Source organism: Flavobacterium potami (genome assembly GCF_020026915.1).
GTDB classification, from domain to species: Bacteria; Bacteroidota; Bacteroidia; order Flavobacteriales; family Flavobacteriaceae; genus Flavobacterium; species Flavobacterium potami.
Window position 1 is genome coordinate 246663 of sequence record NZ_JAINUY010000004.1, and the last position, 25642, is coordinate 272304.

23 protein-coding genes are annotated in these 25642 nt (G+C 32.9%); 10 read left to right on the forward strand and 13 right to left on the reverse strand.

What is annotated here, in order from left to right; genetic code table 11:
• Position 1: 1 nt before the first annotated feature.
• The 4 genes from sprC to K6T82_RS13320 form a co-directional block, all read right to left on the reverse strand.
• Positions 2–1441 (reverse strand): gliding motility protein SprC, encoded by a 1440-nt coding sequence (sprC, locus tag K6T82_RS13305; protein WP_223706448.1) that lies wholly within the window; start codon positions 1439–1441, stop codon positions 2–4.
• Positions 1438–1845: a hypothetical protein gene (locus K6T82_RS13310; protein ID WP_223706450.1), complete on the reverse strand. Its 408-nt coding sequence runs from the start codon at positions 1843–1845 to the stop codon at positions 1438–1440. Before K6T82_RS13310 ends, sprC begins: the two co-directional genes overlap by 4 nt.
• A 98-nt stretch (positions 1846–1943) precedes the next feature.
• Complete coding sequence (locus K6T82_RS13315) at positions 1944–3233, reverse strand: hypothetical protein (protein ID WP_223706451.1); 1290 nt, start codon at positions 3231–3233, stop codon at positions 1944–1946.
• A 191-nt stretch (positions 3234–3424) separates the two neighbouring features.
• Complete coding sequence (locus tag K6T82_RS13320; RefSeq protein WP_184158860.1) at positions 3425–3877, reverse strand: hypothetical protein; 453 nt, start codon at positions 3875–3877, stop codon at positions 3425–3427.
• 435 nt (positions 3878–4312) lie between these two features.
• Between K6T82_RS13320 and K6T82_RS13325 the strand changes: the two genes are divergently transcribed.
• The 4 genes from K6T82_RS13325 to recA all read left to right on the forward strand — a co-directional run bounded on the left by K6T82_RS13325 (position 4313) and on the right by recA (position 7544).
• Positions 4313–5461 (forward strand): DNA polymerase III subunit, encoded by a 1149-nt coding sequence (locus tag K6T82_RS13325; protein ID WP_223706453.1) that lies wholly within the window; start codon positions 4313–4315, stop codon positions 5459–5461.
• A gap of 7 nt (positions 5462–5468) precedes the next feature.
• Positions 5469–5852, forward strand: coding sequence for a DoxX family protein (locus tag K6T82_RS13330; protein WP_223706455.1), 384 nt, complete (start codon positions 5469–5471; stop codon positions 5850–5852).
• A gap of 32 nt (positions 5853–5884) precedes the next feature.
• Entirely contained in the window at positions 5885–6394 is a 510-nt protein-coding gene (locus tag K6T82_RS13335; protein ID WP_223706457.1) for an acyl-CoA thioesterase, read from the forward strand.
• Positions 6395–6536: 142 nt separating this feature from the next.
• Positions 6537–7544: a recombinase RecA gene (recA, locus tag K6T82_RS13340; RefSeq protein ID WP_223706460.1), complete on the forward strand. Its 1008-nt coding sequence runs from the start codon at positions 6537–6539 to the stop codon at positions 7542–7544.
• Positions 7545–8099: 555 nt separating this feature from the next.
• On the opposite strand, the gene K6T82_RS13345 is transcribed toward recA, so the two are convergent.
• Complete coding sequence (locus K6T82_RS13345; protein ID WP_223706462.1) at positions 8100–8843, reverse strand: lysophospholipid acyltransferase family protein; 744 nt, start codon at positions 8841–8843, stop codon at positions 8100–8102.
• A gap of 267 nt (positions 8844–9110) precedes the next feature.
• Between K6T82_RS13345 and K6T82_RS13350 the strand changes: the two genes are divergently transcribed.
• From K6T82_RS13350 to K6T82_RS24530, 3 genes are all read left to right on the forward strand, one after another.
• Positions 9111–9488, forward strand: coding sequence for a GxxExxY protein (locus K6T82_RS13350; RefSeq protein ID WP_223706464.1), 378 nt, complete (start codon positions 9111–9113; stop codon positions 9486–9488).
• A gap of 277 nt (positions 9489–9765) precedes the next feature.
• Positions 9766–10740, forward strand: a complete 975-nt coding sequence (gene trpS / locus K6T82_RS13355; RefSeq protein ID WP_223706466.1) for a tryptophan--tRNA ligase — start codon at positions 9766–9768, stop codon at positions 10738–10740.
• Between the two features lie 134 nt (positions 10741–10874).
• Positions 10875–10997, forward strand: coding sequence for a hypothetical protein (locus K6T82_RS24530; RefSeq protein ID WP_255596553.1), 123 nt, complete (start codon positions 10875–10877; stop codon positions 10995–10997).
• Positions 10998–11013: 16 nt separating this feature from the next.
• Here the strand turns inward: K6T82_RS24530 and dprA are convergent, their stop codons facing one another.
• Positions 11014–12114 (reverse strand): DNA-processing protein DprA, encoded by a 1101-nt coding sequence (gene dprA, locus K6T82_RS13360; protein ID WP_223706468.1) that lies wholly within the window; start codon positions 12112–12114, stop codon positions 11014–11016.
• A gap of 238 nt (positions 12115–12352) precedes the next feature.
• On the opposite strand from dprA, the gene K6T82_RS13365 reads away from it, so the two are divergent.
• On the forward strand, positions 12353–13324 hold the full coding sequence (locus K6T82_RS13365) for an HU domain-containing protein (RefSeq protein ID WP_223706470.1): 972 nt from the start codon (positions 12353–12355) through the stop codon (positions 13322–13324).
• A 127-nt stretch (positions 13325–13451) separates the two neighbouring features.
• Entirely contained in the window at positions 13452–13886 is a 435-nt protein-coding gene (locus K6T82_RS13370) for a hypothetical protein (protein WP_223706472.1), read from the forward strand.
• Between the two features lie 39 nt (positions 13887–13925).
• Here K6T82_RS13370 and K6T82_RS13375 read toward each other — a convergent pair whose 3' ends face one another.
• The 5 genes from K6T82_RS13375 to mnmG form a co-directional block, all read right to left on the reverse strand.
• Entirely contained in the window at positions 13926–14687 is a 762-nt protein-coding gene (locus K6T82_RS13375) for a hypothetical protein (protein WP_223706473.1), read from the reverse strand.
• Positions 14688–14766: 79 nt separating this feature from the next.
• Positions 14767–17046 carry a helix-turn-helix domain-containing protein gene (locus K6T82_RS13380; RefSeq protein WP_223706475.1) on the reverse strand — a complete coding sequence of 760 codons (2280 nt, stop codon included), beginning with the start codon at positions 17044–17046 and terminating at the stop codon, positions 14767–14769.
• A 103-nt stretch (positions 17047–17149) separates the two neighbouring features.
• Positions 17150–17734, reverse strand: a complete 585-nt coding sequence (locus tag K6T82_RS13385) for an OmpH/Skp family outer membrane protein (RefSeq protein ID WP_223706477.1) — start codon at positions 17732–17734, stop codon at positions 17150–17152.
• 237 nt (positions 17735–17971) lie between these two features.
• A complete protein-coding gene (locus tag K6T82_RS13390; protein WP_223706479.1) occupies positions 17972–18820 on the reverse strand; it encodes a class I SAM-dependent methyltransferase in 849 nt (282 codons plus the stop codon).
• 251 nt (positions 18821–19071) lie between these two features.
• Entirely contained in the window at positions 19072–20943 is a 1872-nt protein-coding gene (mnmG, locus tag K6T82_RS13395) for a tRNA uridine-5-carboxymethylaminomethyl(34) synthesis enzyme MnmG (protein ID WP_223706481.1), read from the reverse strand.
• Between the two features lie 153 nt (positions 20944–21096).
• Here mnmG and K6T82_RS13400 point away from each other — a divergent pair, with 153 nt between their 5' ends.
• On the forward strand, positions 21097–21276 hold the full coding sequence (locus tag K6T82_RS13400) for a hypothetical protein (protein ID WP_223706483.1): 180 nt from the start codon (positions 21097–21099) through the stop codon (positions 21274–21276).
• A 445-nt stretch (positions 21277–21721) separates the two neighbouring features.
• Here the strand turns inward: K6T82_RS13400 and ybeY are convergent, their stop codons facing one another.
• Complete coding sequence (ybeY, locus tag K6T82_RS13405) at positions 21722–22141, reverse strand: rRNA maturation RNase YbeY (protein ID WP_144216437.1); 420 nt, start codon at positions 22139–22141, stop codon at positions 21722–21724.
• Positions 22138–25536: a hypothetical protein gene (locus K6T82_RS13410; RefSeq protein ID WP_223706485.1), complete on the reverse strand. Its 3399-nt coding sequence runs from the start codon at positions 25534–25536 to the stop codon at positions 22138–22140. The genes ybeY and K6T82_RS13410 overlap by 4 nt, the downstream gene beginning before the upstream one ends.
• Between the last annotated feature and the right edge of the window lie 106 nt (positions 25537–25642).

Genomic DNA, 25642 nt, shown 5'->3' on the forward strand with positions numbered 1-25642 from the left:
ATTATTTTATAACAGTTATTGATCCTTTTTTTTCACCGGTGTCGCCTTGAATGACATAGTAATAAACGGGATTTACATTTTTAAAATCTATATTGCTTTTGGGCCAATCGCCTTGATAATTTACGACATCAAGTACCATATCACCATTTGAACTGATGATCATAACCTTGGTAGTCGCATTTTTGTATTCGTCTGGAATGTTCCAATACGGATTCATTCCGCTCAATTTAATAATGTTTGGAATAACGCTTGCCGGACCAGAATCACCATTTATCCTAAATGAAAACTCTTTAGTGGCAACACAACCAGATGACTGAGAAATTTTTACTTTATAGTTACCTTTAACTTTTACCAAATAACTACTTGCTGTTTCTCCTGTAATTAAATTATCATTTAAATACCATTCAAAACTTGGGGCCGTTGCATCAGTAGTTACTGCTACATTCAAAGTTTCACCTTCGCTTAATTTATAGCCATCTTGTGCATCAATGCTTGCGTTAAAACCATTGCTTTGAAGATTGATAGAACCTGTGGCACTACATCCTCCAAAATCAACTTCTACAGAATATACTCCAGATTCGTTTGTCGAATAGGTTCTGTTTGTAGCACCATTAATGTTCGCTCCATCTTTTTTCCATTGGTATCTGTTTCCAGAAGTTGCCGTCAAAACAGTTCCTGTTCCACTTGAACAAAATGGGTTTCCTAAACTAGAATTAATGACTACCGCGCCACTTGAAGAAGAATTTCCGACAGTAACGTGATTAGAGCTAAAATTGGTATCTGTACAAGAACCATAATCAATAGTTACAAAATAATCACCGGCAGAATTTACTGTTAACGTTTTAGCACTTTGTCCTGCAATAACAACATTATCTTTATACCAAATATATTTTAGATTTGGGTAATTTACTGGTGAAGAAGAAGGAACTCCTGTTGTACCATTATCTATTGATAAAGTAATACTTCCGCCAGAACAAATTGTAGCACTGGTTTCTTTATTGTTGATTGAAAAAGTGGTCTCGTAATCTTTGAAATAAGCGGGAAAAGAAGTCACTCCTTGAGAATTTCTAAATCGAGGACTTGCATAAGTTTGAGAACTTTTTATTCTCAAACCATAATTGTCAGAACCGACAAGATTTACCGGAACCGCAAACTTTATAGTTTTTTGCGTTGCCGATAAATCTACAGTCTGTAATAATGTGGTAGCAATTGGGTTATTTGATGCATCTAAAAGTTCTACCGTGAAGGTAGTTCCTGCAGGAAAATTAACATAGCTAAATGTTGCATAAAATTCATTAAAAGAATTACCAGCACACAGTTTCTCCAAACCATCTAGTTGCTGTGGCACTATGGTTTGGGCATGCAAATTCCCTTTAGCAAAAAACAAAATGCTAACGAAAATTAAAAATTTGGTAAAAGATAAAGTAGTTTTTTGAATCATATAGTGCGTGTTCTTGCTAAGTCGATACGCTCAAAAAACAAAATATCAATGAAGGTTTCTGAGAAGTCATACTTATAGTTTTCAATGATATCTTTTGCAAGAATTGAAGTTGCTGTAAGTGATGTATTCTCTTTACAATCGTTAGATACTGTATTGGTTTCAGCTGCTATAGTAAGGCTGTCCTTGGGGTTGGACATCCCTACTATAAACTGATTAAATTTGTCTGAATTGCTGTTTTCTACAACAGCATTAGTACTTTTTTGGTTACTAATACCTATAGTTAAGTTGCACTCAGAACCAGCAGCCTTTGTAGGTTTTTCTGCTGTATTCTGTGCATATAGAGTTAACGATATAGGCGAAACCAAAAATATTATATATAAAAAATATTTTTTCGTAGATACCATTATGTCTTGATCTTTATTTGGGGTCCTTTAACGATACAATGTGTCTGGGGACTTTATTAATAAAATTTTCGTGTGGGAATAAAAATCGAAACTATTATCTATTTACCGCTTGAAGCTGTGATTTTTCCTAATTGTAATCTGAAATCTGGTTTTTTAGGATTGAAGATATCAATAAAAGTTTCTTTGTTGTCACTTTTTGAGTAAACGTTAAAGAAAATACTATTTCCATACCAGCTCTCTAAATCTTCGTTATTAGAATTGTATTCTGTAAAGATGTTTCCATTACATAAATTGAAATACATTTCTTCAAACTTAATTTTCTTAAGATTGGCGTCATTGATTTCTGTTTTGCTGTCTAATAATACTGCAGGGCTAAATCCAGAGATTACACTTCTCTTCATTTCAAGAGAAGCACCCTCTGCAATATAAACAGCTTCTTTTACCAAACCTGCTTGAATATCAGCGTTGATGTTTTCACTGTCATTAACCATTGTAATATTACTTGCAACAACTAAAGTTTGTTTTTTAGTAAAATCTGTTTCACTTTTCTTCTCAAAAGATCTTACTTCCATACAACGAGATCCGTCTTTAGTACTTGAGAAATAAGAAGATCTTACTGCTAAAGAATTAAAGAAACGACATTGTACACCTTGAGAAAATTTAAAGTCATCATTAACTGATTTATAAGAAACAAATTTTGTAGCATTTAAGTCACCTCCTAAGACTCCGAAAGAATCTCCACCAGCGTAACTAACCATGATATTTTCTAAAATTGTTTTGTTTCCAACACCAGCAAGAGTTAAACCGTTGAAAGTATCTGCACCTTTAACTTTTTTACCAGCGAACTCGATTCTTACGAATCTTAAAACTCCAGAATTTGAAGCCACATTATCTCCTCCGTAAGTAGTAAGAGTTGGATCAAGATCTAAGTTGTAAGAACCAACATTTCCAAATTTATTGATTGGAGCATCTCCAAGAACAACAATTCCACCCCAATCACCAGCTTTTTTCATGCTTCTGTTTGAAGTAAATACAATTGGATCTGTTTCTAAACCGTCAGCAACTAATTGTGCACCTTTTGTAACTACCAATGTTCCTTTAGTTTCGAAATCACCAATAATTACTGTTCCTGGCTCAATAGTCAAAACAGCATTGTTTGTAACGTATACGTTTCCTTGCAAAACGTAGATGTTTCTTTTAAGCAATTTAGTATTAACAGAAATGTTTCCTGCTAAAATTTGGTTTGCTTCTCCATAGTCAACTTTGTTAGGCTTAAATTCGGTCCAGTTGTTTAACCAATTAGTGTAGCCCATAATTCCTTTCTCTTGTTGAGCATTCATACTCGCAACTGTCAAAAGAACGCAGATTAGTTGAGTAATTTTTTTCATGATAAGGGGGTATTACGGTTAATAATAAATTTGGGTATGCGTAAATGAAAAAACTCCTCTCGAATTTTCCGAAATTATCAGAACCCTCGAGAATGAGTCTTTTTTTATTATGTTTTTCAAAAGCATTCCACTTAGATTTTTTCAATCTACGTAAACGCTTCGAAAAAGGTTTTAAAAAAATTAATCAGTTATTACATTTCGTTCAAATCGTTGAACTCGTGTAATGATTTCAATGTACTTTCGTAAAATAAAATTGCAGCGATTAGATTTCCTTTATCAGAATAAGGCATCATTTTTCTCTGAAACTCTACAGTAGTATCCAAAAATGTTGAAGTACCAACTGCCTGAGCATCTAAGATTTTTTTGTGATCACCATCGTCTGGAATACCTAAGTCTGCCATAGTAACACCTGGTTTAGTTACCAAAGCAATGTAAGGGAGAGTTTTTACTAAAACTTTAATACGCTCAATGTATAATTCCAAAAGCTCACCTTTTTGCATACCACTCAATTCTTTTTGATCATGGTATTTACGGATAAGAGCCGTTGTACTAATAATACTTCTAGGAGCATTCTTTGCCTGTGCTGAAACAGCAGCTGTAGTTAAGATAAAAAAAGCACTTAATAGAGTAATTTTCCCTTTCATAGATTCTTATTTTATAATTGGTTGTTGATAAAAACAAAAATATAGAAATTAACTTAATTAACAACTCTTATGGATTTTTTTTTCAAAATATTTTCTTAAAAAAAGCTTAAAAACCAGCGTTATGTCGAGAAAATGTGCGTTTTAACGTGCTTTTTGTTAAAAAAAATGGGGGTTAAAACGTAGGATATTAGCTATAGAATTTAAAAATAACAAACATTAAATAATCAAAAAAAACTTACGTTTGTCATTTTTTCAAAAAAAATATTAACAAAAACATCTTGATAAATGCTCAGGTTGAGATCTTTATTAACAAAATTGTGTCTAAAAAGAGACAAAAAAAAATCAAAAACGCACTCGTAATTTGAAAATTATAACTAAGCAAGAAACTTTGCTTTTAAAATTTTTGACTACATCATTTTCTTTTATCTTTGCTCCATGCAATTTTCTCAAATTTTAGGTCAAGATTACATCAAAAGCCACTTGACAAAAAGTGCTGCTTCTGGTAGAATTCCACACGCACAGTTATTCGTTGGTCCGGAAGGAAGCGGAACATTAATCACTGCTATCGCTTATGCCCAGTACATTTTATGCAATAATACCGGAGATGAGAATTCGAACGGAAACGATTCCTGTAATCTAAAGTTTGATAACATCTCTCATCCGGATTTGCACTTTATCTATCCGACTGTTACAACCGAAGACGTAAAAACAAAACCCAAAAGTTTAGATTTTATACAAGACTGGCGAAGCTTCATTCAGGAAATGCCATACGGTGGTTTGTTCGATTGGTATAAAATTCTTGGTGTTCAAAACAAACAAGGAGAAATCCGTGTCGAAGATGCTCAAGAAGTTCTAAAATCGCTTGCACTAAAATCTTATGAAGGTGGCTACAAAATCATGATTATCTGGATGGCAGATAAAATGAATATAGCCGCATCAAACAAATTATTAAAACTTTTAGAAGAACCATCAGAAAAAACCATGTTTATTCTGATTTCTCAAAATGAAGAAGATATTATTCAGACCATACGATCTCGTTGTCAGGTAATTCACTTTAACGGACTTCCAGAAAAGATAATTGCCGAGGCTTTAGTTTCGCAAGAAAATATAGATCTGAATTTAGCCAAAAAAATTGCTCATCAGGCACAAGGTAATTTCAATAAAGCATTGCATTTGTTAAAAGAAGATGACGATGAATTTCCGTTTGAGCAATGGTTTGTCAATTGGGTTCGCGCTGCTTTTAGAGCAAAAGGAAATGCGGCTGCCATTCAGGACTTAATTTCTTGGAGTGAGCAAATTGCCGCACTAGGACGTGAAAGCCAGAAAAAATTTATTCAGTATTGTATCGAAATGTTCCGCCAGGCTCTAATGTTAAATTATCAGGCACCAAGTTTGGTTTACATAGAACCAAAAGTCGATAAATTTAAATTGGAAAATTTTGCTCCTTTTGTCAATGGAAACAACATTCATGAAATATTCAAAGAGCTTTCAGACGCAATGTATCACATTGAAAGAAACGGAAATGCAAAAATAATTTTAACCGATTTATCCATCAAATTAACTCGTTTAATTCACAAAAAATAAATTTAAGATGAACAACGTTGCCTCTATTCTGATTTTGGCTTTTTTAGCTTTAACCTTTTTGCAATCTGGTTATGAAAAAATTTTTTATTGGAAAGATAATGTGACTTGGCTGAAAGAACATTTTGCAAAAACACCACTAAAAAATCAAGTTCCGCTTGCTCTTTTGCATTTGTTAATTTTAGAATTAATTTCAGGAATTTTATGTGTTGTCGGAGGTATTCAGTTAGTAACAAACAACGGAAGAGAATTTGGTTTTTATGGAGCCATATTTTCATGTATCTGTTTGTTAATGATGCTTTTCGGACAAAGACTTGCTAAAGATTACGATGGTGCGAGAACCATCGTTATATATTTTATTCCCGCTGTATCAGCAGTTTATTGGTTGAATTAACCAATACAATTTTTAAATTTTAGATTAAAAAAATGAATCCAAAACATCCTTCAGAATCCCTGACTATTTTAACTGATTTAGTTTTACCGAGCGAAACAAATCCTTTAAACAATCTTTTTGGTGGCGAATTATTAGCCAGAATGGATCGTGCCGCAAGTATTGCCGCTCGCAGACATTCGCGCCGAATTGTAGTGACCGCTTCTGTAAATCACGTTGCTTTCAACAGAGCCATTTCGCTTGGAAGCGTTGTAACAGTAGAGGCAAAAGTCTCAAGATCATTCAAAAGTTCTATGGAAGTTTTTATTGATGTTTGGGTAGAAGATCGCGAATCTGGAAACAGAACAAAAGCCAACGAAGCCATATACACTTTCGTAGCCGTTGATGACAATGGAAGACCTGTTGAAGTACCGGCAATTATACCGGAAACCGAACTTGAAATTCAACGTTTTGATGCAGCTCTCCGACGTAAACAGCTGAGTTTACTGCTTGCCGGAAAAATAAAACCTGCAGATGCAACTGAATTAAAGGCTTTATTTTTATAGATCAAATTTGTGACAATTTGGAACAATCAAACTTCAAAAAAAGAAGTAATTTTACAAATTATAAAACTGATCAATAAATTTGTAGGAGAATTTTCCTATATTTATCCAAAAAGACAAATAATAATTTAGATATTAGAAAAAAATGAGTTCAGAAAAAGAAGCCAAATTAAAAGCGTTACAATTAACTCTTGATAAACTTGACAAAACCTACGGAAAAGGTACCGTAATGAAAATGGGCGACAGAGCTATTGTAGAAGTAGAAACGATTTCTTCTGGCTCACTTGGTGTTGATTTAGCTCTTGGAGTAAACGGTTATCCAAAAGGTAGAATTATCGAAATATATGGTCCGGAATCTTCTGGAAAAACTACTTTGACGCTTCACGCAATTGCAGAGGCTCAAAAAGCGGGTGGTATTGCTGCCTTTATCGATGCCGAACACGCATTTGATAGAAACTACGCAGAAAAATTAAACGTTGATATTGAAAATTTAATCATATCTCAGCCAGACAATGGAGAACAGGCTTTAGAAATCGCTGAAAACTTAATTCGTTCTGGAGCAATTGATATTGTGGTAATTGACTCTGTTGCAGCTTTGACTCCGAAAAGTGAAATTGAAGGTGAAATGGGAGATTCTAAAATGGGTCTTCACGCTCGTTTAATGTCACAAGCTTTAAGAAAACTTACCGGAACTATCAGCAAAACAAACTGTACTGTTTTCTTTATCAACCAGCTTCGTGAAAAAATTGGTGTTATGTTCGGAAATCCAGAAACTACAACTGGAGGTAACGCACTTAAATTCTACGCTTCTGTACGTTTAGATATTCGTCGTTCTGCTCAAATTAAAGATGGTGAAAACGTAATTGGTAACAGAACTAAAGTAAAAATCGTTAAAAATAAAGTAGCACCGCCTTTCAAAACTGCTGAATTCGATATTATGTACGGAGAAGGCGTTTCTAAAACTGGTGAAATCCTAGATTTAGCAGTAGAATTTGATATCGTTAAAAAAGCAGGATCTTGGTTCAGTTACGGAGATACAAAATTAGGACAAGGTCGTGATGCTGTTAAAACTTTAATCAAAGATAATCCAGAACTAGCTGATGAACTGGAAGTTAAAATTAAAGAGCATATTAAAGAATTAGCAAACGCATAAGCGATATAAATTTAGTTAAAGACTCATTCTAAACCTCGGCATATTGTCGGGGTTTTTTATTTTAAAAAAAAATAAACTTTTGACGCAACCATTTCAAAAAATCATCATCTAGTAAAAAAAGCAGTCTCATAATTTGATACCGCCATATATCAATTTGGAGGTTTTTTTAGAATTTACATTGGTTGGTAATTTTGAACAAAATCCGTTAGTTTTCTTCATCTAACGGATTTTTATTCAATTATTTAGATTTTTTTTCCGTTCAACGCAACCATTTTTATTTTCGTGCATCTATAATAATGTGACATTAACTTGAGTTTATACTTTTAAACTCTTTATTATCAACCATTAATATTTTTAACCATGAAAGAAAAAATAGAATTGTTGTACAATAAAAACCGAAGAAAAACCAAATTGAGATTTAAAAAAGTATTGCGTTTTATTTCAGAAAAGATCATTCATAGATAACTTTTGAATAAAAATGGGGGTTTTTAATTCAAAGCAAAAATCCGGTAGATTAAATAAATCTACCGGATTTTCTATTTTTTATCAAGACAATTATTTTTTATCGAAAGCAATTAATGCATCATAAATTATATTTCTAACCTGATCTTTCAGTTCTTTTCTATGATCAATTGTCAAACCTTGTGTTTCTATGAAAGGTAAGATTCGGACACGCATTTTACCAGGACTTCCACTTAAAAAAGTATAAGAAAAACGTTTTTTGTTGTCTGGAAAAACAATTGGTACAATCGGAATCTGATGATCAATTGCCAATCTGAAAGCGCCATCTTTAAATTCATCCAGTAAAATACTTTCATCATCTGGAACTCCGCCTTCAGGGAAAATGCAAATACTCAAACCTTGATTTAAACGACTTTGGGCTCTTTTGAAAACTTCATTTTTACTTTTCGACGAATTTCTATCAACCAAAATACAGGTTCTTTTATAGAAAAATCCAAAAAGCGGAATCTTGACCAACTCTTTCTTCCCGACAAAAACAAACGGATTTTTAATTAAAGCCAGCATAAGCATGATATCGGTCATTGAGGTATGATTGGCTACAATCATGTAACTTTTTCCTTTAATGAGCTTCTGTTCGCGTTTTACGGTATAATAAAACCCCATTCCGAAAAGGATAAATTTGGCCCAAACACGCGCCATTTTAAAAAAATACGGATATCCTTTTTCTGATAGTATAGAAATCAGTAAAAATGGTAGCATAATAATGATCGGAACCGCCATTACAACGTAAAACCAAACGCGCCAAAGAATCCAAAAAGCAATTTTCAATATTTTCATAGAATCAAATGTAAGAAAGAGAAATGAATATTTTAGTTGGTTGTATAAAAACAATTGCCGCTTTTTTGTAACGCAGAGGGCACGGAGTTTTTCGCAGAGTACGCTGAGATTTTTTTGAGAGAATGCTTTGCATGAGTTCGCAAAGATTACACTTTACTTTTCTTATAATTTTTTAAAGCTTCAAAACTCTACGAAAAAACTCCATACCCTTTGCATTAAAATTATTATTTTTGAACGAAAATTTTTGTTAAAATATTGATTAATTTTATGACTGAAAATGAACTATCAACTGTAGTTATTGGACTTGCAATTCAAATTCATAGAACACTTGGACCAGGATTATTAGAAAATGTTTACAAAGAATGTTTGTTTTATAAAATCAAGCAACGTGGACTTCAGGTTGAAAAAGAAAAATCAATGCCATTGATTTTTGAAGAAATCAAATTAGAATGTGGTTATCGCATTGACTTATTGGTTGAAAACAAATTAGTTATTGAAATAAAAGCTGTTGAAGACTTAACCGAAAATCACTTAGCGCAGACTTTAACATACTTGAAAATTGGAAAATACAAACTTGGTTTATTAATAAACTTCAACGAAGCACTTTTAAAAAACGGAATCAGAAGAGTAGCAAACAATCTTTAAATATAAAATAACATGTCAGCGAACTTCCAAAAACTCTAAAAAAACTCAGCGTACTCTGCGAAAAACCTCCGCGCTCTCCGCGTTACAAAAAACAGTAGGATTTAAAGATCAAGCTTAGCGAACTTCATGCAAAGCATTTTCTCAAAAAACTCAGCTTACTCTGCGAAAAAACTCCGTGCTCTCTGCGTAACATTATCCAGCAAAAATAGCCTTAAATCTTTACGAGCTTTGCGGTTAGAAAAAACATTCCGACATTTGCAATTCAGAAAAAACTAGAATGGCGAAAATACTTACTGGTGTTCAAAGTACAGGAACACCGCATTTAGGAAATTTATTAGGAGCAATTATTCCAGCAATCGAATTGTCTAACAATCCGGAAAATGAATCTTATTTGTTTATTGCTGATTTGCATTCAATTACTCAAATTAAAGACGGAAAAACTTTAAGAGAAAACACCTATAGTACTGCAGCAGCTTGGCTTGCGTGTGGGCTAAATCCTGAAAAAGTTACTTTTTACAGACAATCTGATGTAGTGCAAACTACAGAATTGACTTGGTATTTAAGCTGTTTTTTTCCATTCCAAAGACTGACATTAGCCCATTCTTTCAAAGATAAAGCAGATCGTTTAGATGATGTTAACGCTGGACTATTCACTTACCCAATGTTAATGGCAGCCGATATTTTATTGTATGATGCAGAATTTGTTCCGGTTGGAAAAGATCAATTACAGCATTTAGAAATTACTCGTGATGTTGCCTCTCGTTTCAATCACCAAATGGGTGAAACTTTTGTTCTTCCTGAAGCGAAAATCCAGGAAAACATTATGTTGATTCCAGGAACAAACGGCGGAAAAATGAGTAAATCTGCCAACAATATCATCAACATTTTCTTGGATGACAAAGCTTTAAGAAAACAAGTAATGAGTATTGAAACTGATAGTACTCCTCTTGAAGATCCTAAAAATCCAGATACTTGTAATGCATTTGCTATCTATTCTTTGTTAGCAAATGAAGAACAAACTGCACAAATGAGAGCCAATTATTTGGGCGGAAATTACGGTTACGGTCACGCAAAACAAGCTTTGTTTGAACTGATTACAGAAAAATTCAAAACCGAAAGAGAAAAATACAATTACTATATCAACAACCTTGAAGAAGTAGATGCTTTATTGAAAAAAGGTGCTTCCAAAGCTTCTGTTATTGCTGATGGTGTTTTAGCAAAAGTTAGAGAGGTTCTAGGATTTGGGAAATAACTCGTAATCCTTTAAGATAAAAAAAGCGCTGATCGATTTTAAAATCTGATCAGCGCTTTTTCTTTGGACTAAATTCTGTTTTATGGATTTATTTTTTGTAACTTCAAGTAAATTAATCATTTAAAAAATAAAAGATGAATAAGTATATTGAAGATTATGATGTTCCTCCGTATTTATTTCAAATCCTAAATATCGTTTTTGGATTATTGTTAATTTATATTTTATACCGATTGTATAAACATTTTACTAAAAAATAAAATAGGATTTTCTGCGTTAAATTGACTCAAAAAGTTTTCCAGGAAGAGGTCTGATTAAACCCTTTAATTCCATGTTTATCAGAACTCCAGAAAGTTTAAAAATTGGAAAATCACATTCAATCGCAATTATATCCAATAATTCTTTTCCGTTCTTTTGTAGAAAATCATAAACCTCTTGTTCTTCAGGTTCTAATTCAACAAAAAGTTGTTTTTGAATGTTTTTCGGTTTTTCTTTAATGTCCCAATTCAGCATGTAAATAATATCGGCAGCATTTGTTAACACATTTGCTTTCTGAGTTTTAATCAAATTATTACAGCCTTGACTGTACTTATCAGTAATTCTTCCTGGCACTGCAAAAACATCACGATTGTATTCGTTGGCCATATTCGCAGTAATTAAAGAACCACCTTTATCAGCTGATTCTATCACAATTGTAGCTTCGGTCATCCCCGCAACAATACGATTTCTTCTAACAAATTTTTCCTTATCCGGATTAGAATCACTCCAAAATTCTGTTATAAAACCGCCGTTTTCTTCCATTTTAGCCATGTACTTTTTATGCGTTCTCGGGTAAATCTGATTTAAACCATGAGCCAAAACTCCAATAGTCTGTAAATTAAAATCCATTGCAGCCTGATGTGCTACAATATCCACTCCGTATGCAAATCCGCTAACAATTATTGGGTCTAATGGAGCTAAATCTTCAATCAGTTTTTTACAAAAATCTGTTCCGTAAGAGGTAATTTGTCTTGTTCCTACAATGCTGATTAATTTCCTGTTTTTAAAATCAATATTACCAGCGGTAAAAATAAGGATTGGTGCATCGAAACAGTGTTTGAGTCTGTCCGGATAACTTTCATCCTGAAAATAAGAAGTTTTAATTCCATTATTTCTAATAAACTCCAATTCCTTTTCCGCTTTTTCAAATATTTTCTTGTCTTTTAAATTCTTTAAGAGGACTGTTCCAATCCCATCAATTGAAGCTAGTTGTGTACTTTTCGCTTTAAAAATATCCGATGGATTTTCAAAATAATGAAGTAATTTTTTACCCAATACATCTCCTACTCCATCAACTTTTAACAAGGCCAATACATTAAACAAATCCTGATCGCTCATATTCTTAAAAACATTATGTAAAATAGAAAATTTGTTTCTATTTTTTTGAAGTGCAAATATCAATAAAACAAAGTAATTTCTTAATAAATTTAAAGATTAAAATTAAGCGGATTTATTCCTTTGCAAAAAATAAAACTTTAAAGTATTGACTTTTAATACACTAAAAATATTTTCTAATTGTTAATAAAAATTGTGAATAAAATTTTGATAAGTATAAGCGTTGCATAACTTTGTTACTATGAAAATCGAAGTATATATTTCACAGTTATTGTATCGTTATCAGTGCGTAACGGTTCCAGGATTTGGTGCATTTTTAACAGAAACTCACTCAGCTCAGCTGAATGAAAGCACTAATTCGTTTTTTCCTCCAAAAAAAACTATTTCTTTCAACAGTCGTATCAAAAATAACGACGGTTTGTTAGCAAATCATATTGCTCAAGCTGAAAAAACATCTTATGGTTTTGCGGTTAGCGCTATTGCATTTGAAGTGACAAACTGGAAAAAGTCTTTAGAAGAAGATGGTGTCATCTCTCTAAAAAACATTGGCGAATTGCGTTTAAATTCTGAAAGCAATATCATTTTCATTCCGAATGATCAAACCAACTATTTATCAACTTCATTTGGTTTAAGTCCGTTTGTTTCTCCGATGGTGAAAAAAGAAATTTTCGAGAAAAAAATCGAAAAAATTGCCTCAAAAGAAAAAGATGTTGTTTTGTTGCCTACTAATGAAGAACAAAACAGATCTACTAACCCTTTCCTTAAATATGCTGCAATTTTAGTATTAGCACTTGGAATTACTGGAAGTATCGGTTATCCTTTATATCAAAATCAAATTGAAAATCAGACCCTTTTAGTAGAACAAGCAGTTCAGAAAAAAGTTCAGAACAAAATTCAAGAGGCAACCTTTTTAATTAAAAATCCTCTTCCGGCAGTAACATTAACTGTAGATTCTGCAAGTGTTGAAACAGCAGAACCAACTATGCCTTATCATATTGTAGCTGGTGCTTTTAGAAGTGAACAAAATGCTGCAAAAGCTTATAACCAATTAATTAAAGATGGTTTTAAGGCTCGAATGCTAAAAGAAAATAAGCACGGTTTGTTTCCTGTTTTGTACGGAAGTTATGCTACAATGAGAGAAGCCGAACAAGCTCAAAAAGAAATTCAAAAAGGAGAAAATCCATTAGCTTGGATTTTGGTCGAAAACCTATAAATCTCAAAAAAATCCCGTTCTTCTGACTGGGATTTTTTTTTGTCTTATTCTATTGTTTTTAAATTTTTTACTAGCACTATTCCAAGATTTCTTCTAATAAATTAGCGAGCAAAAATTTAAAATAAAAATGGATAAAATTTTTAAAACTTTAGTGGTTGTATTACTGCTTAATTCGCACTCTTTTTTTGCACAAACCCAAATCGCTAAACAAGATTTGGAACTCCAAAAATCTGAAATTCAAGCTCAAAAAACTTTAAAAGAATATCATAAAAAATTGGACGACAAAATTGAAATCTTAAAAAGAGACCAAAAGGAATTCGAAAAGAAAAAGAAAAACTTAGCTAAATCAGAAAACAATTTAAAAACTACAAAAGCTAAAGTTGAAAAGCTAGAAATGGCGAATCAGAAAATGGAAAACAAGATAAATACCTTTTCTGTTTCTGATGAAGAAATACAAAAGCAACGTATCAAAATTAAAGAAAATGAAGTCAATATTCAGAAACTGAAATTGACCCAAATTACTCAGGAAAAGGAACTTGAAAAAGTAATGTCGACGATTTAAAATAAAAAAACCGAATTCGCAATGAATTCGGTTTTTTGTTTATCGTGAAACAATTTTAGCATTTTGAGATAAGATTTCCTTTCCAGATTGATAAACAGTCAATGTTGCGGGAGGGGAATCTTTTTCTCCCAAAACGATAAAATAGCATTCATATTTGAAATTACCTTTTTTAAATTCGTAATAATGATTTCCGCCTGTTCCATCGGCAACAAAAACACCATTTTCAATTACAAGATCTGGAGTATCCGTCATTTTCTTTTTGATTGACCACGAAGCGTATCGAAAATTATTATTTCCTAAATCGTCAATTCTGATTCTGAATTTTGAAGTTTCTAAAATAGCAACTGGTTCTTTAAATTTTGAAAGCGAAGCATTTACGTTTTTTTTCTGAGCCGCAATCAATTCATTTTTCAATTTCAATTCTTCATCTGATTGATTATTGATACTGATAATTCTTCCATCAGTATCAATCCACATATCGCCACGATTCAGCATAATTCCACGCCACCCTACTTCTGACCAATCTTTTGCTGGATCCGATTTTGTTATTTTTTCAATCAAAACTTTATCAAAAATTTGGTTGTATCTTTTTACAAAATCAGCTTTATCCTTAACCGAAGGAATTGGATAATTTCGTTTAAAGGGAAATTTGATTCGTTTTGAAATTGCTTCTTTATCCCCGTTTTTCACTTCAAGAATAAATTTCGAAATGAACTTTTGATATTCTGGTTTCAAATCCTGGGCATTCAAAAACAAAGAATTAAACATCAGAATCGTTAGCAATATTTTAAATGTTTTCATGTCAAAAATAATTTAATGCGTTAAAAATTAAACGTTTGAAAAACAGAAAAACAATGTTTCACGTGGGACGTTTAAAAAATCAATTTATGCTCGCCTTGAACATTTTTAATTCATCCCAAGTAAATTCATCTCCATATTTTTCTTTCAAAGGACTCAAAGATTCTTCTTGGTAAAATTGAAAAGCTTCGCGCAAAGCCAAAATTTTATCATAAGGCAATACGTCGCCGATTTCTATTTTTTTCGATTGAATCAATTTAATCAAATGCCCTTCAATTGTTTGAACGTTTAATTTACGCATTCTTGCAATATCTTCGACAGAATATTTATCTAACCACAGATCATAAGTTTCTTCAACTGTCGTTTTTTTAGCCGTTTTAAGCTCGTTTTTCTCTTTCTTAGTTGATTTGTATCGAATAACGGGTTCTTCTGTCCTAAAAATGTCTGTATTTGTCGTTTTAAGCTCTTCCCTAATCCTTTCTGCTTTGTTGGTTTTGTAATTTTTAATATTTGGCGAGGTTAACTTCTCTTTGCTGATTTCTTCGCCAGCAACCACAACTTCAATTAATAACTTGGCTTTCATTAATCGTAAAACGGCTTTCGTTTGCAAATCTTCCAAAAAGTTAAGCTCTTCGTAGAACTCTTTTACTTTTTTAAATTTTTGAATTTCAGCTATTTTATAAATCAGATCATCCACCAATTTGTCCATTGCTTTAAAAAAATAATCGTAGGCCGCATCTACCCTTTCTTTCACAAAAAATAAATCAACCGTTTCTTTGATGAAAATTTTATTGAGTTGTGCGATGAATTTCTGCGAAGGATCTAGAAGCTGCTCCATAATTTCCATTCGCTTATGCGCCCAAACTGCGTGTTTCGATTTTTCTGAACCTGCCGCATTTTCGTTATAACTAAAACGGTGATTGCGCCATTCTTGCGCCAATTCTCCCCAATTAAAACTATTAATCAAATAGTTATGAATAAAATTTTTGGTTTCGAAGTGAAGCGCTTTCTCCAAAGTTTCCTCCGTAGCTTTATTCAATGCGTAATCCATCACATCTTGGTCGTTGGAAATACCATTCATCTGCATCGGAGAAAGTAAAATAAGCCCGTTTAACGAACGCAAACGCGAAAGTGCTACATAGGCTTGTCCGGGAAGAAAAACTTGCGATACATCAAGCGCTGCTTTGTCAAAAGTTAAACCTTGGCTTTTGTGCACTGTAATCGCCCACGCCAACTTGATTGGGTAATGCGCAAAAGTTCCTAAAACTTCTTCTTCGATATCTTTGGTTTGTTCGTTGACTTTGTATCGGATATTTTTCCATTCGTACTTCTCAACTTCAAGCGTCATATTTTCTTCTGGAAAATGAACAAAGATTTCTTCATCTGAAAGCGATTTGATTACGCCCATCTTTCCGTTAAAATATCTTTTCTCAAAAGACAAATCATTTTTGACGAACATGATTTGCGCGCCAACTTTCAATTTCAGTTCTTCTTCAACCGGAAAAATCTTTTCTGGAAAATCTCCCACCACAAATGGCGTATAAACGTATTCTTTACCATCTAAATCATTGATTGACTGTGAGTTGATAGAATCTGCCTTAGCATTATGCGTTGTCAATGTGATGTAACCTTTGTTCTCTTTGAAGTCAAAATCGGGCTTAACATATTGATTTAGAATAGCTATATCTTCTGGAGTGATCTGATTATTTCGAAGATTATTCAAAACCGAAATAAAAGCATCGTCCGTCTGGCGATAAATTTTAGAAAGCTCAATATAAATCGGCGGATACGTTTGCAGAACATGAGAATGAAAAAAGAATTTCCCACGGTAATAGTTTTTCAAAGTTCGCCATTCTTCGTCACGAATTACTGGCGGCAACTGAAGCAGGTCTCCAATGAACAAAACTTGAACTCCACCAAAAGGATGTGTGTTTCTTCGAACGGTTTGCATCATGAAATCAACAGCATCAAGAAGATCTCCTCGTAGCATACTGACTTCATCGATAACCAGCAATTCCATGTTTTTAATAACATTTCGCTTGACATTATTCATTTTGAAATGACGTCGCAAGGTTTCTTTATTTTCAAATTTTACCGTTTCTGTAAATTGCGCACTCGCATCGTAAGACGGAATAAATGCAGAAAACGGAAGCTGAAACATCGAATGAATCGTTACACCACCCGCATTCAAAGCGGCGATTCCTGTTGGTGCAACGACCACTGTATTTTTGTGTGTTGTTGCTATTATTTCGCGTAAAAGCGTAGTTTTTCCAGTACCTGCTTTTCCGGTAAGGAAAATAGATTTCTGTGTCTGATTGATGAATTGTAAAGTATAAGCTGCCGCTTCTGAAACATTCTGCATTGGGCTTGTATTAAAAAATAAAATTACCGCATTTTTATAAAAAGAAAAAACCTAAATCGTAGTGGATTTAGGTTTTCAGTAATTTAGTTAGTTTGGGTAGTTTTTATTTTTTTGCTTCACCTTCTTTAGTTTCAGCGGCTGGTTTTGCATCTGCTTTTGGTGTTGCTTTGTATTTATCATTTAATTCTTTAATGATATCCTTTGTAATATCATATTTGTCTTCAGCATACAAAACAGAAGCAGCATCTCCAGTTCCGTAGATATAGGCGTAACCGTTTTTCTTTCCGTAATCTTTGATGAATTTTTTAACTCCACTAACAAGAGAATCCATTTCTACTCCACTTTCTTGTTGTAATTGTTGTGCTAAAGCTTGTTGTGCGTAACCTAATTGCTGCTCTCTTTTTTGCAACTCAGCACCTCTTTGCTGTGCCCAAGCCTGACCGTTTGCTTGCGCCTGGCTTTGAAAATTAGCAGCGTCTTGTTTAAAACGTGAAATTTCAGCTTGTAATTGTCTTCCTTTTTCTTCCGCCTGAGCTTTATACTTAGCTTCTAGATCTTTTGCCTCAGTGTACTCTTTCATTAAAACCGAAGTATCCACGTAAGCTGTTTTTACTTCCTTTACCTCTGCTGTTTTGTTACAAGAAACTGCGAAAACTGAAAGTGCGATAATAACGAATGCTTTTTTCATTTTTTTAAATTCTATTTTTTTAAGTATGAAAGACAAAAATATAAAAAAATCAATAGGATTAACATAAACTTTAAAAAATGCTCCAATTTTATGATATTGTTTTTATTTATAGAAAAAATAATAGCAATAAACCGTCGCTATTACAGTAAAATCGACATTTTTTTATATTTTTTACAAAATAAAAAAGCTATTCTATCACTTTTCGATAAAATAGCTTTTTTAATATAATTTCGATTTTTACTTATTTTTCAAAACGTAAATATGCGAAGAATATTCTTTTGAGCTTTTAGCTTTCCAGTTTGATTTTAAACCGACGAAAAAAGCTTTGATGTAATTCATTTTTCCTGTTTTGTATTTTTCTGATAAAAGACTCACATAAAATGAATCGAACTTCATTGGAAGTACTTTTTCCAATTTCATATCTACTCTTTCAAAAAGCAATTGAATTGATTTTTTTGAAAAATGCCAAAAATGAATTGGCACATCAAAAGCTGCCCAAAACGTTTGATAATGATTCGCATCAAATGATTTAAAATTTGGAACCGCAACAATTAATGTTCCAGTTGGCTTTAATAAACGTTTCAATTCGCTGATTTGTTCTTCTAAATTTGGAACATGTTCTAAAACATGCCACATTGTAATTACATCCAAAGAATGATTTTCTAAAGTGCTAGTTTCTTCTACAAATGAAATTCCTTTTTGTTTGGCAATATTTTTTGCTCGATCGCTTGGTTCTATTCCAATCGTTTCCCAACCGTTGTTTTTTGCAGTTAAAAGAAAATCTCCTGTTCCAGCTCCGATATCCAAAAGTTTTCCTTTTTGCGGTTGTTGTGAATTAATTAAATTCAATTTATTCTGAAGTGCAATATTTTTTACAAAATGATATGCTTTTTCAAATAACGAACGTTTGTTGTCTGTATGCGAAATATAATCTTCGCTTTCGTAATATTTACCTAAATTTTGAAGTTCAGGTTGTGGCGAAGTAATTAGCATATCTAATTCTTCATCATGATACAATTCGAAAATTTCTTTTGAAACAGAATGGTCTTTTACAGTAAGAAAATGTTTTTTGTTTAAAACGTCCATTTTTAAAATTCTAGTATTGGTTTAATTTATAGCAAATCCTAAAAACGAAATTATTTCATTTTTAGGATTTATTGTTTTTTTATTTATTTGTTTTTTCAAAACGTTTCACGTGGAACATTTATAGTTTTCAGTCGCAGTTTTCAGTCGCAGTTTTCAGTCGCAGTTTTCAGTCGCAGTTTTCAGTCGCAGTTTTCAGTCGCAGTTTTCAGTTACAGTAAAACTGAAAACTGAAAACTGCGACTGTAAACTTCCTATCTTCCCATATAAATCAAAAGTACAGAAATATCACTTGGTGATACTCCGCTGATTCTTGAAGCTTGCGAAATAGTTACAGGACGAATCTTGCTTAATTTCTGTTTTGCTTCAATAGACATTGATTTTATTTTGTTATAATCAAAATTGTCCGGAATTTTTACTTCTTCCAAACGATTTAATTTATCTGCATTGTTTCTTTCTTTTTCGATATATCCAGAATATTTTACCTGAATTACAGCTTGCTCTACAATTTCTTCGTCAAGTTGATTCTCTTCGACGTACGCTGAAACTTTTTCAAACTTCAACATGTCTTCCAATTCAATTTGCGGACGAGAGAAAATCTTGAACATTTTATCTCCTTGCGAAATTGGTGCAGATTCTTTTGCTTCCAAAATAGGATTTGTTTCTGCAACACTTACACTTGTTTCTTTGAAGAACGAAACCATCTTTTCAGATTCGTTCAATTTTCTTTCCATTCTGCGTAAACGAGCTTCAGAAGCTAAACCAATTTCGTATGACATTGGAGTCAATCTGAAATCGGCATTATCTTGACGCAACAATGTTCTGTATTCTGCTCTTGATGTAAACATACGATATGGTTCTTCTGTCCCTTTCGTAATCAAGTCATCAATTAGAACTCCGATATACGCTTCGTCACGTTTTAAAATCAATGGATCTTTTTCGTGAACTTTCAAGTGTGCATTTATTCCGGCCATCAAACCTTGAGAAGCTGCTTCTTCATATCCTGTAGTTCCGTTAATCTGACCTGCGAAATACAATCCTTCAACCAACTTTGTTTCTAAAGTATGTTTCAATTGTGTTGGCGGAAAGAAATCATATTCTATAGCATAACCAGGTCTAAAGAATTTTACATTCTCAAAACCTGCTACCGAACGAAGCGCTTTAAATTGAATATCTTCTGGAAGAGAAGTTGAAAATCCGTTTACATAAACTTCGCATGTATTCCATCCTTCTGGCTCCACAAATAATTGGTGACGCTCTTTATCTGCAAAACGATTTATTTTATCTTCAATCGACGGACAATATCTTGGCCCTAAACTTTTGATTCTTCCGTTGAACATTGGAGAACGATCAAAACCTTCTCTCAAAATATCATGAACATTCAACGACGTATACGTCATGTAACAAGAACCCTGATGCGTTAACGGAGAAGTCACATCTGAATAAGAAAACTTATCTGGTTTAGCATCTCCTTTTTCTTCGTTCATTTTAGAATAATCTAAAGAACGTCCATCTACTCGAGGTGGCGTTCCTGTTTTCATTCTTCCTGCTTCAAAACCTGCTTTGATTAAATCTTCGGTAATTCCAGTTGCAGCACTTTCTCCTGCTCTACCACCTCCGAATTGTTTTTCTCCGATATGAATTAAACCATTCAAAAAAGTACCATTTGTCAAAACAACAGATTTGGAACGAATCTCCACACCAAGTGAAGTTCTAATTCCTTTTATCTTTCCGTTTTCAATAATTAACCCTTTTACCATTTCTTGGTAAAAATCTAAATTTGGAGTTCCTTCCAGCATCATTCTCCATTCTTCTGCGAAACGCATTCTGTCACTTTGAACTCTCGGAGACCACATTGCAGGTCCTTTTGATTTGTTCAGCATTTTGAATTGGATTGCAGTCTTATCAGAAACGATTCCTGAATATCCTCCAAGCGCATCGATTTCACGAACGATCTGTCCTTTTGCAATTCCTCCCATCGCAGGATTGCAAGACATCTGTGCAATGTTTTGCAAACTCATTGTAACCAATAAAGTTTTCGATCCCAAATTTGCAGCCGCAGCCGCAGCCTCAGAACCAGCATGGCCTGCACCCACCACAATTACATCATATTCTTCTAAAAACATTTTGTTTTATTATTCTCCAAAAACCGCTGACGCGGTTTCTAGAATTACATTTATAACTTTCTTGTTCCACGTGGAACGCATATTCTTTTTGTTTCAGGTTTGAGGTTTCATGTTTCAAGTTCAAACTGGAATCTTCAAATTGGAATCTTCAAATTGGAATCTTCAAATTGGAATCTTCAAATTGGAATCTTCAAATTGGAATCTTCAAATTGGAATCTTCAAATTGGAATCTTCAAATTGGAATCTTCAAATTGGGATCTTCAAATTGGAATCTTCAAATCAAATCTTCAGATCGAAATGTTTCACGTGAAACATTTTAAACTTCCATTCTAAACTTCTATTCTAAATTCTCAAATCAGAACTCTCAAATCAGAACTCTCAAATCAGAACTCTCAAATCAGAACTCTCAAATCAGAACTCTCAAATCAGAACTCTCAAATCAGAACTCTCAAATCAGAACTCTCAAATCAGAACTCTCAAATTTAAACTCAAACTCATGTTCCACGTGGAACGTTCTAAAATATCATTCTTCAAAATATCAATTTCAAAAATCGTTCCACGTGAAACATTACTTATTTTTCTTTAAAATTCAAACCTAAAAAATCGTTCCACGTGGAACGATTTAATCTTTCATCCGAATTCGTTATAAAACGTTCCACGTGGAACGTTATTATTTAACCTTAAACTTTCTAAGTATGTTTCACGTGGAACGTTATAAAAATTCAAAATCTAAAACGTTTCACGTGGAACACACACTTATTTTATAAAAGAAGTTTAATTACTGTTCCACGTGAAACATCTTCATCTTTTCTTCTTCTTTTGCTCTCATTAATTGAGCGTCTTCATCTGTCTTATCCTTGTATCCACAGTAGTGTAGAATACCATGAGACAGTACTCTTTTAAGTTCTTCTGCAAATGAAACATTGAAGTCTTTTGCATTGTCTGCAACACGTTCTACAGAAACAAAAATATCTCCATTCAACTCGTTACCAACAGTATAATCAAAACTGATAATATCTGTAAGTGTATCGTGATCTAGATATTCAACATTGATCTTATGTAGATATTCATCATCACAAAATATATAGTTGATTTCTCCTTCACTCTTCTTTTCAGAAACAATAACAGCACTTAGCCAATCGCTAAAAGCCTGCTCGTCTCCTAAAGTAAAATCTGTTTCGTAATTAAAATTTATCATTTTGTATTAAAGTATTCTTGAACTTTTTGATTAAAATTCGAGCGCAAAGGTAGTGATTGTCTGTTTAATATCTCTACACTGTTTAAATAATCCAATAGTGAACTAGGTAAAGCATTCGAACGATTTGTAAATTCAGCCTTATTTGTTTCAGATTGTCTTTGTGTATCTTGCCCTTGTTGCTGAACTGCGTTGTTCAATTTCCATAATTCTTGCTGGATATTTAGTATACGTTGCAAGTTCTCATTTTTAAAACCTTTATTTAAAATCTGCTTTTCAGATTGCTTCATTTGATCTATTATAGATTTACCTTGAGAGTCCAAACCTTTCTTTGCTAATTCTTTTTGCAATGCTTCTCTCAGTTTAACTTGCTCTTTGTAAATCTCCATGATAGCTTCTGCATCTCCTTCTCCATCTTCACCTTCATTACCGTTCTTTTCTCCTTTACCATTCTTACCATCTTTACCAAAACCTTTATCTCCACTTTTGTTTCCTTGTCCTTCTTTCCCCTGACCGTCTTTCCCTTGACCACTTTGTCCTTGTCCAGACTTTCCATCTTTTCCTTCACCTGGTTTATCACCCTGCTGTTGTCCAGATTTCATTCCGTCTTTCATCTTATCGGCAAGACCTTTTTGTTTCTGAATAATATCTGGCAATTGCATTCCTTGTCCGTCTCCCGGTTTTGGTTTTCCTGCTCCTGGTTTAGCCATTGACATCTGCATATTATTTAATAAATCACTTAAGAAATCGGCTAACTTATTAGCAGATGAAACTGCATATTGTTGGTGTGAAACTCCTCTAGGAATCTGAACATCGGTTAAGGTTTCAATTGCCTTGTCCATGTTGTATTGCACATTTCCAATTTCTTTAGTTACGTCTTCTGCTACCTTTGGGTTACGTAATGAAAGGGCAAACAAACTATCATCAACATGTCTGAACTGTTGTTTCAAATTCTGCTGAATCTTGATATTCTTTGTAAAGGTTGACGAACCCAATTTCATTGCTTTAAACTGTTTCATCACATCTTCTTGTGATAAAGAATAAGCTAGAAGATTATCAAGAATCTGACGAAGCATGGCAACATCTTCTTCTAATTGTTCTTGTTCCCCACCTTCCATTTCGCTCTGCATTTCCTGAGCCATGTTTTTCATTTTCTTAGCCGCACTCTTCTGTTTTGGCTTAGCTCCAGAAGTATTCTTTTTACTTAATTCTTCAGAAGCTTTGTTCAGATCATTGTCTACATCTTTCTCTTTAGAAGCATCTGATGGAATATCAAGAGGTTTCTTTAAAGTCTTATTCTCCTCTTTCAAATCTTTTAAATCTTCCTGAATCTTATCAAAAGATTTATTGATTTCATCTTGCTTCTCTTTAGTGTTTTCTTTTTCTTTATTTGATAACTGTTCCTGTTGTTCTGACAGTTTATTTAATTTCTCAGCAACTTGTTCTGCTTTCTTTGAAACATAAAAACGCTTGGTTAACTCCACCAATTGTTCTAAATTACGAGATTGGTTTTTACTGATTTGTTTGAACTTTTCCATTTTATCAAACAGTTCTTCGCTGTTTAATTTATCATTCAAGTTCTTTAATTCGTCTAATAATTTCTGATTCTTTTCTAAATCTTTCTGTGCATTATCTAAACGCTTTTGTAAATCTTCAGCCGTTTTATCTTTCTTATCGTCTTTAAACTTATCTAGATTCTGATTCATTTTTTCAGAGAACTGCTTCATCATTTCGTCTTGTTGTTTCTGACGTTTGATGAAATCACTAATCTTCTGCTGATCTTTAAACTCTAAATTGTCTTTTTCTTTTCCTGTATTTTGAAGCTTATCCATTTCAGAAATCTGCTTCGTTTGGTTCTTCAAAGATTTAGATAAACTATTGATATTATTATTTTGCTGTTGTAATTCTTGATCTTGAATTTCATCTGTCGTAGCTACACGATCTGAAAACGTAGAAGACTTTGTACTCTTAAATCCGTGTGGTGCATCGTTATCAAAAACTTCAAAATAGTATTCGTATGAAACACCTTCTTCAACTGGAAGGTTACTTGGAAAATTAAAAACGAATTGATCAAATACTCCAGCCTTCACAGGAATGTTTCCACGCTTAGCAGATTGTGGTTTGTTACGTTCGTAGTATACAATTTGAAGTTTCGAAAGTCCGTTGTCATCACCTAATCTTCCTAAAATATAGTTCTTATCTAGCTTTAAACTATCTGGTGCAGGCCCTACATTGATGGTTGGATACTGATCTTTTATGACAGACAGCTGATAGTCTAATTTTTCGTAGTTTTTAACCTTATCGTTTGACGTAAGAATTTGATATTCTGTATTTTGACTAATATTTTTAGCCAATTTAAACTCATTTTCTACCTTATTAAACTTGAATACCTCATTATCTCTTTTCCATGTTACCTCTTGGGTAGATTTGGTATTCATTTTCCAAGTTACGGTTGTGCCTTCAGGTACAATTGCGTTTCCAGTTCCTTGAATTATTTCTGATTTTTTCTTTAAATAAGAAGGAAAATTCAAAACCATTTCGAAGTTTGCAATTGACGGAACAGTGATAACTTTCAAATCATATTCTTCTGAAAGAACTGAATTTCCTTCAAAAGAAAAACGAATATCTTCTGCTGGTTTCTCCACTTTAAATTCAAACTTTCCAGGTTGAGAAGATTCCATAAAATAACTTTCGTTACCAATATGAATCATCACATTTTCTGGAACTACGTTTCCAACAGATTCCATTTTGATTACGAAATCTTTGTTTTGCTCTGCCTGCAAATTATAATTCAGAACAACAAATTTGAAAGGAGCTGGTGGTAAAAATGCAGAATTAAAATGCACTACTCTATTCAAACTTTGAGAAATTACATTACTATTTCCAGAAATATAAAACACTGCAAAAAGCAAAATTGGAACTAAAGCTAATGGCAAATATTTTTTGTTTGCTTTAAAATTGATTGCATTTCCAAATGGAATTGGTTGCAATGAATTTGCCTTTTGTTCTATTGAAGCCAAAACTAATTCTGAATTTTCAGCATTATTTTCTGAAGACAATTGTAAAAAGTTCGTCAGCTTATCGCTCACTTCTGTGAAATGATTTCCGATAATTTTTGAAGCTTGAGAATAATCAATTCCTTTTTGAAGTTTAAATAATTTGAATAATGGAAACAGAATTAAACGAACCAAAAGGAAAACTTCAACAGCAATAAAAATCCAAAAAAGAAAAGTTCTTCCTAATGGTTTTAACCAAAGAAAGTATTCCACAAAAAGCGTAAACAAAAAATATAATAAACCAAAACCGGTAAAAAGTAAGATCCCTTTTATCAATTCGTTGGTATAATATTTCTTAATGAAAGCCTCGAGCTTTTGATATATTGCAGATGATGTCTTCAAAATAAATCTCTTTTAATTATAACCTATAAAAGTAGTAATTATTAATTAGATAATATTCAATTAGAAAATTAGTCAATTAAGCTTAACACAAGAAATTATCTAATTT

Excerpts from the sequence above, each read along its gene's own strand:
- K6T82_RS13310 (WP_223706450.1), bottom strand. The coding sequence starts at position 1,845 with ATGGTATCTACGAAAAAATATTTTTTATATATAATATTTTTGGTTTCG.
- K6T82_RS13320 (WP_184158860.1), bottom strand. The coding sequence starts at position 3,877 with ATGAAAGGGAAAATTACTCTATTAAGTGCTTTTTTTATCTTAACTACA.
- K6T82_RS13330 (WP_223706455.1), top strand. The coding sequence starts at position 5,469 with ATGAACAACGTTGCCTCTATTCTGATTTTGGCTTTTTTAGCTTTAACC.
- K6T82_RS13385 (WP_223706477.1), bottom strand. The coding sequence starts at position 17,734 with ATGAAAAAAGCATTCGTTATTATCGCACTTTCAGTTTTCGCAGTTTCT.
- sprC (WP_223706448.1), bottom strand. The coding sequence starts at position 1,441 with ATGATTCAAAAAACTACTTTATCTTTTACCAAATTTTTAATTTTCGTT.
- K6T82_RS13315 (WP_223706451.1), bottom strand. The coding sequence starts at position 3,233 with ATGAAAAAAATTACTCAACTAATCTGCGTTCTTTTGACAGTTGCGAGT.
- K6T82_RS24530 (WP_255596553.1), top strand. The coding sequence starts at position 10,875 with ATGAATAAGTATATTGAAGATTATGATGTTCCTCCGTATTTATTTCAA.
- K6T82_RS13335 (WP_223706457.1), top strand. The coding sequence starts at position 5,885 with ATGAATCCAAAACATCCTTCAGAATCCCTGACTATTTTAACTGATTTA.
- K6T82_RS13375 (WP_223706473.1), bottom strand. The coding sequence starts at position 14,687 with ATGAAAACATTTAAAATATTGCTAACGATTCTGATGTTTAATTCTTTG.
- trpS (WP_223706466.1), top strand. The coding sequence starts at position 9,766 with ATGGCGAAAATACTTACTGGTGTTCAAAGTACAGGAACACCGCATTTA.
- K6T82_RS13350 (WP_223706464.1), top strand. The coding sequence starts at position 9,111 with ATGACTGAAAATGAACTATCAACTGTAGTTATTGGACTTGCAATTCAA.
- K6T82_RS13390 (WP_223706479.1), bottom strand. The coding sequence starts at position 18,820 with ATGGACGTTTTAAACAAAAAACATTTTCTTACTGTAAAAGACCATTCT.
- K6T82_RS13345 (WP_223706462.1), bottom strand. The coding sequence starts at position 8,843 with ATGAAAATATTGAAAATTGCTTTTTGGATTCTTTGGCGCGTTTGGTTT.
- dprA (WP_223706468.1), bottom strand. The coding sequence starts at position 12,114 with ATGAGCGATCAGGATTTGTTTAATGTATTGGCCTTGTTAAAAGTTGAT.
- K6T82_RS13365 (WP_223706470.1), top strand. The coding sequence starts at position 12,353 with ATGAAAATCGAAGTATATATTTCACAGTTATTGTATCGTTATCAGTGC.
- K6T82_RS13380 (WP_223706475.1), bottom strand. The coding sequence starts at position 17,046 with ATGCAGAATGTTTCAGAAGCGGCAGCTTATACTTTACAATTCATCAAT.
- K6T82_RS13325 (WP_223706453.1), top strand. The coding sequence starts at position 4,313 with ATGCAATTTTCTCAAATTTTAGGTCAAGATTACATCAAAAGCCACTTG.
- K6T82_RS13370 (WP_223706472.1), top strand. The coding sequence starts at position 13,452 with ATGGATAAAATTTTTAAAACTTTAGTGGTTGTATTACTGCTTAATTCG.
- mnmG (WP_223706481.1), bottom strand. The coding sequence starts at position 20,943 with ATGTTTTTAGAAGAATATGATGTAATTGTGGTGGGTGCAGGCCATGCT.
- recA (WP_223706460.1), top strand. The coding sequence starts at position 6,537 with ATGAGTTCAGAAAAAGAAGCCAAATTAAAAGCGTTACAATTAACTCTT.
- ybeY (WP_144216437.1), bottom strand. The coding sequence starts at position 22,141 with ATGATAAATTTTAATTACGAAACAGATTTTACTTTAGGAGACGAGCAG.